The 16,047-nt window shown below is 71.1% G+C and carries 10 protein-coding genes; 3 read left to right on the forward strand and 7 right to left on the reverse strand.

The features are described from left to right. The first annotated feature begins 83 nt into the window (after positions 1-83). Together ACQPW6_RS02355 and ACQPW6_RS02360 are read left to right on the forward strand one after the other, a co-directional pair. Positions 84-827, forward strand: coding sequence for a response regulator transcription factor (locus tag ACQPW6_RS02355; protein ID WP_433887819.1), 744 nt, complete (start codon positions 84-86; stop codon positions 825-827). After that, the gene (locus ACQPW6_RS02360) at positions 824-2,278 is read left to right on the forward strand and encodes a sensor histidine kinase (protein ID WP_433887820.1); all 1,455 of its coding nucleotides are present in this window, start codon (positions 824-826) and stop codon (positions 2,276-2,278) included. The genes ACQPW6_RS02355 and ACQPW6_RS02360 overlap by 4 nt, the downstream gene beginning before the upstream one ends. Positions 2,279-2,311: 33 nt before the next feature. Here ACQPW6_RS02360 and ACQPW6_RS02365 read toward each other — a convergent pair whose 3' ends face one another. The 6 genes from ACQPW6_RS02365 to ACQPW6_RS02390 all read right to left on the reverse strand — a co-directional run bounded on the left by ACQPW6_RS02365 (position 2,312) and on the right by ACQPW6_RS02390 (position 9,200). After that, entirely contained in the window at positions 2,312-2,836 is a 525-nt protein-coding gene (locus ACQPW6_RS02365; protein WP_433887821.1) for a DUF2231 domain-containing protein, read from the reverse strand. 156 nt (positions 2,837-2,992) lie between these two features. Beyond that, positions 2,993-4,030 (reverse strand): LacI family DNA-binding transcriptional regulator, encoded by a 1,038-nt coding sequence (locus ACQPW6_RS02370; protein ID WP_433887822.1) that lies wholly within the window; start codon positions 4,028-4,030, stop codon positions 2,993-2,995. 34 nt (positions 4,031-4,064) lie between these two features. Next, entirely contained in the window at positions 4,065-5,789 is a 1,725-nt protein-coding gene (locus tag ACQPW6_RS02375; RefSeq protein ID WP_433887823.1) for a glycoside hydrolase family 13 protein, read from the reverse strand. 55 nt (positions 5,790-5,844) lie between these two features. Continuing rightward, positions 5,845-6,753 (reverse strand): sugar ABC transporter permease, encoded by a 909-nt coding sequence (locus ACQPW6_RS02380; RefSeq protein ID WP_433887824.1) that lies wholly within the window; start codon positions 6,751-6,753, stop codon positions 5,845-5,847. Between the two features lie 12 nt (positions 6,754-6,765). Further along, positions 6,766-7,761, reverse strand: coding sequence for a carbohydrate ABC transporter permease (locus ACQPW6_RS02385; protein ID WP_433887825.1), 996 nt, complete (start codon positions 7,759-7,761; stop codon positions 6,766-6,768). A 140-nt stretch (positions 7,762-7,901) separates the two neighbouring features. Beyond that, positions 7,902-9,200, reverse strand: coding sequence for an extracellular solute-binding protein (locus ACQPW6_RS02390; protein ID WP_433887826.1), 1,299 nt, complete (start codon positions 9,198-9,200; stop codon positions 7,902-7,904). 409 nt (positions 9,201-9,609) lie between these two features. Here ACQPW6_RS02390 and ACQPW6_RS02395 point away from each other — a divergent pair, with 409 nt between their 5' ends. Then, positions 9,610-12,657 (forward strand): carbohydrate binding domain-containing protein, encoded by a 3,048-nt coding sequence (locus ACQPW6_RS02395; protein WP_433887827.1) that lies wholly within the window; start codon positions 9,610-9,612, stop codon positions 12,655-12,657. A 116-nt stretch (positions 12,658-12,773) separates the two neighbouring features. Here ACQPW6_RS02395 and ACQPW6_RS02400 read toward each other — a convergent pair whose 3' ends face one another. After that, positions 12,774-15,923: a glycoside hydrolase family 15 protein gene (locus tag ACQPW6_RS02400; protein WP_433887828.1), complete on the reverse strand. Its 3,150-nt coding sequence runs from the start codon at positions 15,921-15,923 to the stop codon at positions 12,774-12,776. Between the last annotated feature and the right edge of the window lie 124 nt (positions 15,924-16,047).

Genomic DNA, 16,047 nt, shown 5'->3' on the forward strand with positions numbered 1-16,047 from the left:
ACAGCCGATTCAGAAGGTTCACAGCAGACTCAGAGCGAGCGCGGCACCGCGGAGCGATCACGCTGAGGGATGCTGGAGGGACCATGGACAGCAGATCGCAGGCCCGGCCCGCGCCCCTCACCCGGCCCGACGGCTCGCCGGTGCGGGTACTCGTGGTCGACGACGAGCCCGACCTCACCGAGGTACTGGCCGGGGTGCTGCGCTACGAGGGGTGGCAGGTGCGCACCGCGGGCGATGTCGGCTCCGCGCTCGCGGAGGCCCGCGACTTCCAGCCGGACGCGGTGGTCCTCGACGTCATGCTGCCCGACGGCGACGGGATGGCGGCGCTGCACGGCCTGCGGGCGGCCCGCGCGGATGTGTGCGTGCTCTTCCTGACCGCGCGGGACTCCGTGGAGGACCGGATCGCCGGCATCACGGCGGGCGGCGACGACTACGTCACGAAGCCGTTCAGCCTGGAGGAGGTGATCGCCCGGCTGCGCGGCCTGCTGCGCCGGGCCGGCATGACCCGGGCACGCGACGACGCGGCGCTGCTCGTCGTCGGCGACCTCGCCATCGACGAGGACGCGCGGGAGGTCACCCGCGGCGGCCAGGCGATCGATCTGACGCCGACGGAGTACGAGCTCCTGCGGTACCTCATGCGCAACCCGCGCCGGGTGCTGAGCAAGGCACAGATCCTGGAGCAGGTGTGGTCCTACGACTTCGGCGGCCAGGCGCATGTGGTGGAGCTCTACATCAGCTATCTGCGCCGGAAGATCGACGCCGGCCGGGAGCCGATGATCCACACGCTGCGGGGCGCGGGCTACGTGCTGAAAGCCGCGCCGCGGTGAAGCGGCTGCTGCCGCGCACCCTGCGGACCCGGCTCACCTGCGGCCTGGTCGTGCTGCTCGCGCTGAGCTGCGCCGCGGTGGGGATCGCGGCCGTCGTCACGCTGCGCTCCTTCCTCACCGAGCAGCTCGACCAGCGGCTCGCCGAGGCCGGGGGAACCTTCCCCGCCAGCCTTGAGCACGGCGGCCACGGGGAGCCGGACTCGGACAACGGACATGTGGACACCCGCCGCCAGGCCCCCGGCACGTTCGGCGCCCGGCTGCTCGGCGGCACGGTCACGGCGGCGGGTGTGGTGCGGTCGGGAGCGGACACGTCCGTGGCACTGACCGCCGGCGACAAGGCGGCCATCGCCGCGGTTGCGGTCGACGGGCACAGCCACAAGCTGGAGCTGTCGGCGCTCGACGACTACCGCGTCAAGGCCGTCAAAGGTGACGACGGTGACGTCCTCGTGACGGGCCTGCCGCTCGGCGGGGTGGAGGACGCGGTGACCCGGCTGGTCGCCGTGGAGGCGGCGGTCTTCGGCGGCGCGCTGCTGATCGCGGGCGCGGCGGGGGCGTTCTGGGTGCGGTGGTCGCTGCGTCCGCTGCGCCGGGTCGCGGCCACCGCGGCCTCGGTCACCGCGCTCCCGCTGGCCAGCGGCGAGGTGGCACTGCCGGACCGGGTGCCGGACACCGACCCGCGCACCGAGGTCGGCCAGGTCGGGATCGCGCTCAACCGGATGCTGGGCCATGTGGAGAACTCGCTGGGCAAGCGGCAGGCCAGCGAGGAGCGGCTGCGCCGCTTCGCCGCCGACGCCAGCCACGAGCTGCGCACCCCGGTCGCCGCCATCCGCGGCCACGCCGAACTGGCCGGGCTCCATCCCGGCCCGGTACCGCCCGGGGTGTCGCGGGCACTTGAGCGGATCACCGCCGAGTCGATCCGGATGGGCGGCATGGTCGACGACCTGCTGCTGCTCGCCAGGCTCGACGCCGGCCGCCCGCTGGCCCGCGAGCCCGTCGACCTCACCAGGCTCGTGCTGGACGCCGTCGACGACGCCCGTGCCACCGGCCCCGGCCACCGCTGGGCCCTCGACCTGCCGGAAGATCCGATCATGACGACCGGTGATCCCCTCCGGCTCCAGCAGATCACCGGGAACCTGCTGGCCAACGCCCGCCTGCACACCCCGGCGGGCACCCGCGTCACCGTCCGGCTCCGCCAGGACAAGGCGGCTGCCCGGCTCACCGTCGAGGACGACGGCCCCGGCATCCCGGCGGACATCCGCGACACCGTCTTCGAACGCTTCACCCGCGCCGACCACACCCGCCCCGGAGCCGGTGGCCACGGCGCGGGCCTCGGCCTCGCCATCGTCACGGCGGTGGCCACCGCCCACGGCGGCTCCGCCGCGGTGCAGAGCCGCCCCGGCGCCACCGCCTTCACCGTCACCCTGCCCGGACGCCCACCGACGCCTCGCTGACCCGGCGCCAGGCGGCTGCGCGACCCGGGACCGTCAACCGCGGTGTCCGCTCGCGGACTTGTCGTAGTTGTCGTGCCAGGCCGCCTTGGCCCCCGACTCCCCGATCCGGTAGACGTCCACGACCGCGCCCGCGGACACGACGACGGCCAGCGCCACGGCCGCCGTGCGCAGCACGGCCGGCGAGGCCCACCGCGCGCCGCCGGCCGAGGACCCGTCCGCGGCGGGCTCCGCCGTACGGCGGCCCAGCCACCAGACCGCGAGCGTCATCAGGAACAGGCCGACCGCCCAGGGCAGCAGCCCGTCGCCGAGCTCCGCGTGCCTGCGCACCAGCGGATCGTTGCCGACCCGGGACCGCAGCCACTCCCCCGCGTGCGTGGTGACCGGCACCAGCGCCAGCGTCACCAGCCCCATCGCCGGAAGGACCAGGCCCATCCGCCGGGCGTAGCGCGGCTGGACCGCGCAGACCACCGCGGCCAAGGCCGTCAGCGGCACCATTACCACCACGAAGTGCACGAACAGGACGTGCGCCGGCAGACCGTCGATGTGCGTAAGGCTCATGGGACGTCTTCTCCACGAAAGGGGGACGCGCGCGGCGGGCCGCCGGGAACCCCGGCCGGCGCCGCTCGGCAGGAGACCGCAGCCTCGCACCCCAACTTCTCAGCAGTCTCTGAACCAGGCGGGGACGGTGGCTGGTTCGGGCCGCGCTACCGGAGCTCAGGCCCCCGGTGCCGCTGCGGCCGGACGGCGGGCCGCTGTCGAGCCGCGGACGACGAGTTCGGGCATGAAGACGAACTCCGTGTGCGGGGCCGGGGTGCCGCCGATCTCCTCGAGCAGGGCGTTCACCGCGGCCTGGCTCATCGCCGCCACCGGCTGGCGGATGGTGGTCAGCGGCGGGTCGGTGAAGGCGATCAGCGGGGAGTCGTCGAAGCCGACCACCGAGATGTCGCCGGGGACGGTGAGGCCGCGCTGCCTGGCCGAGCGGATGGCGCCGAGGGCCATCATGTCGGAGGCGCAGACGATCGCCGTGCAGCCGGAGTCCATCAGGACGTTGGCCGTGGCCTGGCCGCCCTCCAGGGTGTACAGGGAGTGCTGGACGAGGTTCTGCGCCGCTTCGCTGGTCAGGGACAGCACGTCCACCATGGCCTCGACGAAGCCCTCGATCTTGCGCTGCACGGGTACGTAGCGGCGCTGGCCGACGGCCAGGCCGATCCGCTGGTGGCCCAGCGAGGCGAGGTGGGTGACGGCCAGCCGGACCGCGCCGCGGTCGTCCGGCGAGACGAACGGGGCGTCGATCTTCGCGGAGAAGCCGTTGATGAGGACGAACGGCACGCCCTGGCCGCGCAACCGGGCGTACCGCTCGGTGTCGGCGGTGGAGTCGGCGTGCAGCCCGGAGACGAAGATGATGCCGGCCACCCCGCGCTCCACCAGCATCTCCACCAGTTCGTCCTCGGTGGAGCCGCCCGGCATCTGGGTGGCGAGCAGCGGGGTGTAGCCCTGCCGGGTGAGGGCCTGCCCGATGATCTGGGCGAACGCCGGGAAGATCGGGTTCTCCAGCTCCGGGGTGATCAGTCCGACCAGCCCGGCGCTGTGCTGCCGCAGCCGCACCGGCCGCTCGTAGCCGAGCAGGTCGAGCGCGGCCAGTACGGATTCGCGGGTGGCCGCGGAGACTCCGGGCTTCCCGTTGCACACCCGGCTGACCGTGGCTTCGCTGACTCCTGCCTGGGCTGCGATGTCAGCAAGTCGTGCGGTCATGACACCGGAGCCTAGGGGACGGAGTGCCACCACGTCAGATCGCCCACCAGACGGCGGTGTCGGCGGGGAGGACGACCTCGGCGGCGGCCGGATCGGCGGCGGGCGCCGGGCTGCTCGCCAGCAGCACCCGGGCGGTGGCCGGGACGATGCCCGGGAGCGCCGCCGGGGCCGCTCCCACGTTGACCGCGCACACGAAGTGCTGACCGTTCGGGCCGTCGCGGTGGAAGGCGAGTACGCCGTCGGGTGCGTCCAGCCAGGTCACGGCGGTGCCGGCGCCGAGCGCGGGGTGGGAGCGGCGGAGCGCGAGGGCGGCCCGGTACAGCTCCAGGGTCGACGCCGGGTCGCCCGTCTGTACCTCGACGCTCAGCCCGGCCCACTGCGAAGGCTGCGGCAGCCAGCTCGGGCCGCCGGGCCGGGGCCCGAACCCGTACGGCGGCTCGGTGCCCGACCAGGGGATCGGCACCCGGCAGCCGTCCCTGAACCCGTCCTGGCCCGAGGCGCGGAAGAACGACGGATCCTGCCGCACCTCGTCCGGCAGATCCGTGACGTCCGGCAGGCCCAGCTCCTCACCCTGGTACAGGTACGCAGAGCCGGGCAGCGCCAGCATCAGCAGCGTGGCCGCCCGCGCCCGGCGCAGACCCAGCTGCCGGTCGCCCGCCTCACGCAACTGGGTGCCCGCGCCCGGCGGGTTGCCGAACCTCGTCGCGTGCCGGGTCACGTCGTGGTTGGACAGCACCCAGGTCGCCGGTGCCCCGACCGCGCCCATCGCCCGCAGCGACCTGTCGACCACCGCGCGCAGCTCCCCGGCGTCCCAAGGAGTCGTCAGGTACTCGAAGTTGAAGGCCTGGTGCAGCTCGTCGGGACGCAGGTAGCGGGCCGCCCGATCGATCGTCGGCGTCCACGCCTCGGCCACCGCGATCCGATCGCCGGGGTACTCGTCGAGCACCCGGCGCCAGTCGCGGTAGACCTCGTGCACGCCGTCCTGGTCGAAGTACGGCATCGGCGCGGTGCCGAGCAGCGCGACCTGCCCGGTGTGGCCGACGTCCGGCAGCCCGTCGGCCTTGACCAGGCCGTGCGCCACGTCGATCCGGAAGCCGTCGATCCCCATGTCGAGCCAGAAGCGCAGCACCGAGCGGAACTCGTCGTGGACGGCGGGGTGTTGCCAGTTGAAGTCCGGCTGCTCGGGCGCGAACAGGTGCAGATACCACTCCCCCGCCGTGCCGTCCGGGCCGACCGTACGCGTCCAGGCCGGACCACCGAAGATCGACTCCCAGTCGTTCGGCGGCAGTTCACCGTGCTCGCCACGGCCCGGCCGGAAGTGGAAGCGTTCCCGCAGTGGCGAGCCCGGGCCCTCCCGAAGGGCCTGCTTGAACCACTCGTGCTGGTCAGAGCAGTGGTTGGGGACCACGTCCACGATCACCCGCAGGCCGACCGCGTGCGCCTCGCGCACCAGGTCGTCGGCGTCGGTGAGGGTGCCGAACATCGGATCGACGGCCCGGTAGTCGGCCACGTCGTAGCCCGCGTCGGCCTGCGGGGACGCGTAGAAGGGGGACAGCCACACCGCGTCCACGCCCAGATCGCGCAGGTAGGGCAGCCGGGCGGTGATCCCCGGCAGGTCGCCCATCCCGTCGCCGTTCCCGTCGGCGAAGCTGCGCGGGTAGACCTGGTAGATCACCGCCTCCCGCCACCAGTCTGTGTGCCCCGCGCCGGCGGCGGGAGCGGCTGAGGGGCTGGGCGCGTCGGAGAGGTGCTGGCTCATGGATTCCCTTGTCGGGTGCGGGGAAACGACAGTTGGAGGTCTGGCCGGGCGGGGTTCAGCCCTTGGTGCCGCCGGCGGTGAGGCCGGTCACCAGGTGCCGCTGGACGAGCAGGAAGACGACGGTCGCGGGTATGGCGATCAGCACCGAAGCGGCGGTCATGCTGCCCCAGTCGGCCCGCTCGTCGGCGGCGAAGGTGCGGATGCCGACGGCGAGGGTGGTGTGGCCGCCGCGCATGAACTGGTTGGAGTAGGCGACCTCGCCCCAGGCGGTCAGGAAGCTGTAGAAGGCGGTGACGGCCAGGCCCGGGCGGGCCAGCGGCACGATCAGCCGCCAGAAGGTGCCGAACGGGGTCAGACCGTCGACCCGGCCTGCCTCGTCGATCTCGTGCGGGATGGTGTCGAAGTAGCCCTTGAGCATCCAGGCGCTGAACGGCACCGCGATGGTGCAGTAGACCAGCACCAGGCCGAGATAGGTGTCCAGCAGGTCGAGTTGGACCAGGAGGTTGTACAGCGGCACGATCAGTACGGCCATCGGGAACATCTGGGTGATCAGGAACGCCCACATCAGCGACTTCTGGCCGGCGAAGCGCATCCGGGAGATGGCGTATCCGGCGCTGGCGGAGATCAGGACGCCGAGCAGGGTGGTGGCTCCGGCCACGATCACCGAGTTGGCGAACCAGGTCGGGAAGTCGCTGTGCAGCAGCACGAACCGGTAGTTGCCCAGGCCCAGGTGGTGCAGTACCTCGCCGGGCTGCTGCCAGGAGGAGCTGGGGCCGAGTGAGATGAACAGGATCCACAGCACCGGGAAGACCGCGACGGCGGAGGCCGCGATCAGCGTCGCGTGCAGGGCGATCGACGCTCCGGTGCCGCGCTCGCCGCGTCCGCGTCGGCGGGCGACGCCGGGTTCGGTGGCGGCCGGGGCGGCGGTCCGGTCGGTGGTGGCGGTCTGGGTGGTGACGCTCATGGCGGTCCCCTCCTATGCCTGGTCGGGCCGGACTTGGCGGCGGTAGAAGGTGGAGAAGGCCACGAGGATGAGGAGGATGACGATTCCGTAGGCCGCGGCCCCGGAGTAGTCGGACACCCCGGTGAAGGCCTTCTCGTAGGCGTAGGTCACCAGGATGTCGGTGTCGCCCGTGGTGTTGTTGCCGAGCAGCAGGAAGATGATCGGGAACATGTTGAACGTCCACACCGTGCTGAGCAGGATCACCGTGCTGGTCACCGGGCGGAGCCCGGGCAGGGTGACGCTGACGAAGCGCTGCAGCGGCGTGGCGCCGTCCATCTCGGCTGCCTCGTAGAGCTCTTGGGGTATCGCCTGCAGCCCGCCGAGCAGGGCGACCATCATGAACGGCACGCCGACCCAGACGTTGACGATGATGACGGCCGTCTTCTGCTGGAGCGGGGTGCCCAGCCAGTCCTGGGCGGGCAGGCCGACTCCGGTGATGATGTCGTTGAAGACGCCGTACTGGGAGTTGAGCATCAGCCGCCAGGCGAAGACACCGATGAAGGCGGGCACCGCCCAGGGCAGGATCAGTGCCAGCCGGTAGAACAGCCGGCCCTTCACCTTCCGGTTGAGCAGCGAGGCCAGGCCGAGCCCGATGCCGTAGGTGATCGCGACGCAGGAGACCGTCCACACGACCGTCCACTCCAGGCGCGGGTAGAAGTCGCCGTCCCGGCCGGAGAGGATCTGCCAGTAGTTGTGCAGGCCGATGAAGTGGTACGTCGCGGCGACATGGACCGGGCCGATGTCGGTGGCGACGTTGCGCTCGGTGGCGTTGGTCAGCGACAGGTACGCGCCGTACACCAGCGGGTATCCGACCAGGACGCCGAGCACGATGACCACCGGGGCGACCATGGCCCAGGCGTACCAGTGCTTGTCCCAGGATCGTCTGATCGCGGCAAGGAGGCCGGGGCGCCGCGCGCGCGGCGGGCGGGCCGTGCCCGGGGCGGGGTCGTCCATGGTGGCGGTGGTCATCGCTCCTCGGCTCTTTCGGTGGTGACGCTGGTGCTGCTCGCGCGTCAGGGGTGTCGGCCGGACCGGCCGGCCGGGCGCGTGGGCGCCGCTCGCCCGAGGGCGGGCGGGACCTCGGCCGGCCGGCCCGGGTCTGTGGGGGGCTACTGCACGGCGTAGTCGGGCAGCAGCTTGCCGAACTCCTTGGCGGCCGCGTCCAGTCCGGACTTCACCGAGGTCTTGCCCTGCAGGATCTTGATGTACTGCTGCTGGAGCGGTGTGAACAGGCTGCCGACCTGCGGGAGCGCGACCCGCGGCCGAGCGGTGTCCATGATCGGTTTGAAGCCGGCGATCTCCGGGTTGGCGGTGACCTCGGCGGTGTACGCGGACGTACGCGTGGGCAGCGTGCCGTTCTTCAGGGCGATCGTCTGCTGGCTCGCCGAGGAGGTCAGGAAGGCGGTGAGCAGGTAGGCCGCCTGGAGGTTCTTGGAGCCCTGGTAGACGGCCAGGTCGTGGCCGCCGGTCGGGGCGAGCGGCTTGCCGGTGGAGCCGGCCGGCACCGGCGCGTAGCCGAGGTTGGCCTTGTCCTTGAAGGCGGAGCCGGTCAGGTCGTCGCTGACCGACCAGGGGCCCTGGATGAGCATGGCGACCTTGCCGGTCCTGAACGAGGTCTGCATGTTGTCGTACGCGCTGGCGAAGTCGATCTTCAGCCCGGAGGTGTCGTTGACCTTCTTGGCGGCGGTGACCGCCTTGACGGCCTGCGGCGAGTTGACCGTGACCTTCTTGGCCGCAGGGTCGGCCAGATCGGCGCCCTCGCCGAACAAGAAGGGCAGCAGGAAGTACGCGTCCGGGTTCATGTAGGTGCCGGCGACGCCGGGCACCTTCGCCTTGATGGTCGCGGAGTCGGCGACCATCTCGTCCCAGGTGGTCGGCGGGGCGGTGATGCCGGCCTTGGCGAAGATCGCCTTGTTGTAGAGCAGGCCGAGCGTGTCGGTGACCGACGGGACGCCGTAGCTCTTGCCCTGGTACTTGGTGGTGTCGAGCGGTCCCGGCAGGAAGTCCGACAGGTCCGTCTGCGCCGCGGTGCCGTCCAGCGGGGCGATGTAGTGCAGCGAGGCGTACTCGGGGATGAGGCCGACATCGGTCCTGACGACGTCGGGCGCGCCCTTGCCGCTCTGCGCGGCGGCCTTGAACTTCTGCTCGACGGTGGTGAAGTCGACGTTCTGGTAGTTCACCTTGATCTTCGGGTACTTCGCCTCGAAGTCCTTGATGAGGGCCTGGTACGTCGGGGCCTCGGTCTTGGCGTCGGACGTGTCCCAGTAGGTGAGGGTGCCCGATACGCCGGCCGGGTCCTTCGCCGCGCCGCTGCCGTTGTTGTCGCCGCTGCCATTGCCGCCTCCACAGGCGGTGGCCCCGAGAGCGATGACCGCGGCCATCGCCACGACGGTTATGCCACGTCGCATGCCTGACTCCTTGATGAGGGAAGTGCCGTTCAGTCCCAGTCCGGCCGCGCCGGCGCCGGCGTCCGCCGCCCCGTTCGGTGCGGCCCGCCTCGGGCTGAGCAGGAACGTAACAGCAATGAAACTCCTTGCGAAAGACCTTGCAAGGAATTTTCTGCGCCAAGGCTTCCTGTGCCCCGACTGTGTCCGTTGTGTCAGGACTCTTTACGCGTTTGACATGTACCGGTAGCGTCCATGCCCGCAGATGCTTGCAACAACTTTCAGGTTGTGTGCGGCGTACTGCAGTTCGCCACGGTCCTGGGGCGCGTCAGGGCTTCACGGCGGGAGATCCACACGGGGACGCCGCCCGGCGGTTTCCCCTCCCTGTCGATCAGCCGCGGCCCCGGCCGCGCGAACCTCCTGGAGTCCTCACGTGACACCTTTCCTGCGCAGGCGGCTGCGCCGACCCGTGGCCGCGCTGCTCGCGGCAGCGGGCACGGTCGCCGTGCTGACGGCCGTGCCACCGGCCCACCACACTGTGGCCGCGGCGCCCGCCGCGGCCACGGCGGGCAACACCGCGACGGTGTTCTACTACACCAAGAGCCACAACTGGTCGCATTACTACCTGCATTACGCGCCCGACGGCGCCGCATGGACCCAGGTGCCCGGCGTCGCCATGGAAGCCGGATGCACCGACTGGGTGAAGAAGACCGTGGACCTGGGGGCGGCCACCACCTGGCAGTCCACGTTCAACAACGGCAGCGGCACCTGGGACAACAACGGCGGCAAGAACTACACGCTGGGCACCGGCACCATCACCGTCAAGGACGGTGTCATCGCCCACAGCGACCCGTGCGGCGGCGGGGGCACCGACCCGACCCAGAGCCCCACTCCGACCCCGACCGGGACCGCGACCGACGGCGCCACCGCGACCGTCTTCTACTACGCGCAGACCGTGGGGTGGAGCACCGTCAACCTGCACTACGCGCCGACCGGCGGCGCGTGGACCCCCGTACCCGGGATCGGGATGGAGCAGGCCTGCCCGGGCTGGTTCAAGAAGACCGTCGCGCTGGGCGACGCGTCCGGCCTGGCGGCCACGTTCAACAACGGCAACGGCACCTGGGACAACAACAACGGGAACAACTACGCCCTGACCGCGGGGCTGAGCACCGTCAAGGACAAGGCGGTCACCAAGAACGCCGCCGACCCGTGCGCGTCCGTCGTACCGGACACCACGCCGCCGACGGTGCCCAGCGCGGTGAAGGCCACCGCCACGGACACCTCGATCGTGCTGACCTGGGACCCGTCGACCGACGACACCGGGGTCACCGGCTACCAGGTGACCCGCAGCGGCGGCACCAAGGGCAGCCAGGTGACCACCATCGGCTCCACCGTGCTCAGCGAGTCGGGACTGGAGGCGGACACCGCCTACACCTACACGGTCAGGGCCCTGGACGCGGCCGGCAACGTCTCGGCGGCCTCCGCCTCGGCGTCGGCGACCACCGGCAGCGCCCCGCCGGCGGCCCAGCCGGGGACCCCGATCGGCACCGACCCGCGCAAGGACCCGATCTACTTCGTGCTCACCGCCCGCTTCTACGACGGCGACACCTCCAACGACCGCGGCGGCAACCAGGACGTGGCATCGGGCAACGCCGCAAACAACGACCCCATGTTCCGGGGCGACTTCAAGGGCCTGGTGCAGAAGCTCGACTACGTCAAGGCGCTGGGCTTCTCGGCGATCTGGATCACCCCGGTGGTCCTCAACCGCAGTGACTACGACTACCACGGGTACCACGGCTACGACTTCTACCGGGTCGACCCGCGCCTGGAGTCGGCCGGGGCCTCGTACCAGGACCTGATCAACGCCGCGCACGCCAAGGGCATCAAGATCTACCAGGACGTGGTCTACAACCACAGCTCCCGGTGGGGCGCCAAGGGCCTGTTCACCCCGACGGTGTACGGCGTACGCGACTCCCAGTGGTCGTGGTACTACGACCAGAAGCAGGACGGCTTCGAGTACGACGGCCTGACCATCGACCCCGCGACGGGCAAGTCGTACTACAACGGCGACGTGTGGTCCACCGCCGAGCCGGCCGGGAACACCTGCCTGAACTGGGGTACGCCCAACGGGCAGCACAGCCCGGAGGGCTACACCATCTACAACTGCCAGTGGCCGGGCCCGACCAACAAGCTCTTCCCCGCCTCGCTGTACCACCAGTGCTGGATCGGCAACTGGGAGGGCGAGGACTCCCGTTCCTGCTGGCTGGCCGACGACCTGGCCGACTTCAACACCGAGAACCCGCAGGTGCAGAACTACCTGATCGGCGCCTACAACAAGTACATCGACATGGGGGTGGACGGCTTCCGGGTCGACACCGCCGTACACGTACCGCGCGTCACCTGGAACCGCCGCTTCCTGCCGGCCATCCAGCAGCGCGTGCTACAGGACTGGGGGCAGGACAAGGCGAGCAACTTCTTCGTCTTCGGCGAGGTGGGCGCCTTCGTCAACGACAAGTGGAACCGCGGCTCGGTCAACCACTCGGCGCAGTTCTACACCTGGAAGGAGCGCAAGGAGTACACCTCGGACGACGTCCAGGCGGCGCTCGACCAGTACGACTACGAGGAGCAGCTCGGCACCGGCAACCAGCCCACCTCCACCAACGCCTTCCTGCAGGGCAACAGCTACCACACCCCTGACCACTCGAAGTTCTCCGGCATGAACATCATCGACATGCGGATGCACATGAACTTCGGTGACGCCCCCAACGCCTACCGGAACGGCAAGGACTCCGACGACTCCACCAACGACGCCACCTACAACGTCGTCTACGTCGACAGCCACGACTACGGCCCCAACAAGTCCTCGGTCCGCTACACCGGCGGCCAGGACGCGTGGGCGGAGAACATGGCCCTGATGTGGACCTTCCGCGGCATCCCGACCCTCTACTACGGCTCGGAGATCCAGTTCCAGGCCGGGAAGACCATCGACTGCGGCCCCAGCTGCCCGCTCGCCAGCACCGGGCGCGCCTACTACGGCGACCACCTGCAAGGCAGCGTCACCGCGTCCGACTACGGCGTGGTGTCCAGCGCCTCCGGCGCGGTCGCCGACACCCTGGCCCAGCCGCTGGTCAAGCACCTGCAGCGGCTGAACACGATCCGGCGGGCGATCCCCGCCCTCCAGATGGGCCAGTACAGCACCGACGGGATCACCGGCGACATGGCCTACAAGCGCCGCTACACCGACGCCGCCTCAGGGGTGGACAGCTTCGCCCTGGTCACCGTCACCGGGGCGGCCGGCTTCACCGGCATCCCCGACGGCCGCTACGTGGACGCGGTCACCGGCGACGTCCGCACCGTCAGCGACGGCACCCTGGCCGTCGCGGCACCCGGCAAGGGCGACATGCGGGTGTACGTGCTGGACCTGGGCGGCAAGAACGCCGCCCCGGGCAAGATCGGCACTGACGGCCCCTACCTGAAGTAGCCGCCGAGGAGTGCTGAGGGCCCGGCGGGAACGCCGGAAGGGCTGGCACCCTGATCCAGGGTGCCAGCCCGTTCTTCCGCTCCGATCACGCGCTTCCGGTCAGGTCAGGCACTGGGTCAGCAGGTGCCGTAGCCCTTCCAGTTGGCCACGGTGTCGTCGGTGGTGCCGCCGTTGATGACCAGGGTGCGGTTGCCCACATAGGCGCAGGAGCTGGTCTCCTCGTTGGTCGCCCAGTTACCGCCGAGGGTGTACTTGTACTGCAGGGTGGTGGGTCCGGCGGCCTTGATGGTCGCGGTCCAGTGGGTGGCGTCCTTGCGGGTGAAGTGGATGCCGTCGGGGGCCCAGTCGGGCTGGCCGCCGCCGAGCGCGGACAGGGTGCCGGCCAGGTCGACGGTCAGGCCGGCGGCATCGGTGGAGGCGGGGACGGTGACGTTGACGAGCTCGACGTTGTTCGCGGTGGTCGTCGCGGTGACCGGGGTGGAGGCGGCGGACTCGTTGCCGTCGGTGTCGAAGGCGGTGACGGTGTAGGTGTAGCCGGTGGTCGGGCTCAGCCCGGTGTCGTCGTAGGTGGTGCCGGCGGTGGAGCCCACCAGGGCGGGCGTGCCGGTCCCGGTGGCGCGGTGGACGTGGTAGCCGGCGACCGTGCCGCCGGCGGTGTCGGTGGCGGCGGTCCAGGCCAGGGACGCGGTGCTGCTGGTCGCGCTGGTGACCTTCAGCCCGGTCGGGGCGTCGGGCGGCGGGCTCGGCGCCTTCGTGGTGACGGCGACCTTGCCGGAAGCCGGTGAGGTGCCGACGTTGTTGTACGCCGTCACGTAGTAGCTGTAGCCGGTCGAGGCGGTCAGGCCGGTGTCGGTGAGGGTGGTGTTGCCGGTGGTGGCGACCAGCGCCGGGGTTCCGCTGCCGGTGGCGCGGTAGACCTTGTAGCCGGCGGCGAACTGCGATCCCGTCCACGACAGCGTCACGGACGTGGTGTGGACGGCGGTGGCGGCCAGTGCGGTGGGCGCGGCCGGGGCCTGGGTGGGCGCCGCCGCGCAGGCGTCGAAGGTCTCGCACACCGCCTGGGGGGTGTCCACGTCCTGGCCGGCGGAGATGTCCACGGCCAGCCGCACGTACTGGGCCATGGCCCACATCAGCGGGGTGGCCGAGTTGTCGGGCTTGCCGAAGGTGAAGCCGTTGGTGCCGGTGGCGCCGCCCCAGACCTGCTCGGAGATCTGGTAGTCGGCGGCGGCGTCGGCCATGGTCTGCAGGGAGCTCTGGGCGCCGGCCAGATCGCCGGCGGCGACGTCGTACTCGCCGCGTTCGCCGGTGAGCACCGGCCAGGGCTGGCCGACACCGGCGCCGGTGTAGTCCGCGCCGGCCGCGTTCTCGCCGTAGCCGTCGAATCCGTAGCGGTGGTCGATGGCGCCCTCGGGGGTGTGGACGGCGATCTGCGCGTCGTCGACCGCGAGGGTGCTGGTGATCTCGGTGGCCTTGGGGGCGATGACGCCGAGCCTGACCAGGTCGAGGAAGCTCTGGTCGACCACCGTGCGGTCGTCGTGGTTGCCGCCGCCGTTGGCCAGCCCGATGCCGGCCCCGGAGTTCGGCTGCCCGTCGGGGGTCAGCCGCAGGAAGTAGCTGCCGCTGCCGTAGGGGCCGCTGGTGGTGTAGGTCCAGCCGGCGACCTTCGCGGCCCAGCTCTTAGCGGTGGCCGTCCAGGACGCGGCGTCGGCGGTGTCCCCGTTGGTGGTGGCGATCTGCGCGGCGCAGAGCAGGCCGGCGATCTCGGCGGCGATGGTGGCCGGCGAGTAGCCGCCGTTCTCCTCCCAGCGTTCCTGGCCGGTGGTCGGCCCGTTGGCCGCGATGAAGGCCGCCAGCAGCTTGATCTTGGCGAAGTCGGCGGCGCCGGTGCGGCCGAGCTGGTAGGCGAGGATGATCGGATCGGCCTGCTCGTCCTGCTGGTTGCCGCCCCACATCGGGTTGCCGTTGAGCCAGGTGTTCTGCTTGACCTGCCCGTTGGCGTTCATCTCGTAGGTCAGGATGTAGGACAGGGCGTCGCTCGCGTCCTGCTTGTCGCCGGCGGCGAGCAGCGCCGAGGCCATCTGGTACTCGTCCCGCGTCCACACCAGGTGGTAGCCGTGCTGGCCGCCGCCGTCCGCGCTCACCGAGGCGCCCCACGGGGTGGACGGTGAGGCGACGAATCCGCCGGTGTAGGTCTTGTCCTCGTCGGCCTTCAGCTCCATCAGCGCGGTCTCGTACTGGGTGAGCAGGCCGGGGCTTGAGGCGACGGACGCGGGCGGCGAGTCGATGCCGTCCCACCAGGTGTGCCAGCCGGACTGGAAGGCGGTCTTCGCGGCGGCGAAACCGGCGGCCAGCGACGCGGAGGCGTCGGAGGTGGCGGCGGAGGTGGTGCTCCCGAAGGCCAGGGCCACGGTGAAGGTGGTCGAGCCGGCGGCGGCGACCGGGATCTGCGCGGTCTGCTCGATGTGGCCGGGGCTGGTCAGCGCGTCGTAGCGGCTGCTCAGCGTGTGGCCGCCGGTCAGCTGGGTGCTGCCGCTGCTGGGGGTGCCGACGTAGCCGGTGGAGGCCGCGGCGAAGGGCACCGAGGATGCCAGCGCGCTCGCCACGGGTCCGTTGGCGGCCACCAGGTCGCCGCTGGCGGTGTCGGTGCTGCCGGTGTTGCCGTTGCCCTGGTTGTTCAGCTGCGGCAGGTAGTCGGCGTACAGCGACAGGGGGCCGGCCGAGGTGTTGGTGAACGTGGTGTTGACCAGGATCACCGAGCGGGCGGGGTCGGCGACGTAGGTCTTGGTGATCGTGTACTTGCCGGAGGTGGCGGTGTTGGTCTGGGTGAAGGTCGGCGACCTGGGGTCGGCGAGGGCGACCTTGTGGGTGGTGCCGGCGATCTCGCTGTCGGTGAACGAGGAGCCGTCGGTGACGTAGAACTGCAGGCCGTAGGTGTCGGGGTTGTCGGTCTGCGGGTAGTACACGTTCTGCAGCGCGCCGTTGGCGAGCATGTACCAGACCTTGGAGGACGAGCCGATGGCGGTGGCGTAGCCCTGGGTGCCCATCGGCTCGTTCCAGGTGGAGGCGGAGCCGGGGCCGCCGGAGGCGGTGGCGGCCTGGACGCTCGGGGCGGCGGACAGGCAGGCCGTGGCGGCGAGGGTGAGCAGGGCGGCGCCGGTGGCGACGGCACGGTAGGACTTGCGGTGGAGGCGCGGTGTGGGTGCAGGGTCGGGTGCGGGTGCGGGGTCGGCTGCGGGTGCGGCGTGAAGCCATGACAACAAGGACATGAAAACTCTTTCCGCTGCATGGTGGTGGGGCACATGGTTGCGGTGAGCGGGGCGGCGGCCCGGTGGCGCCTTGCGGGAGGCCACCGGGCCGCGGCCCCGCCGCCGGGGAGTGCGGCGGGGCTGT

Source organism: Streptomyces sp. CA-111067, from assembly GCF_050956065.1.
GTDB lineage: Bacteria > Actinomycetota > Actinomycetes > Streptomycetales > Streptomycetaceae > Actinacidiphila.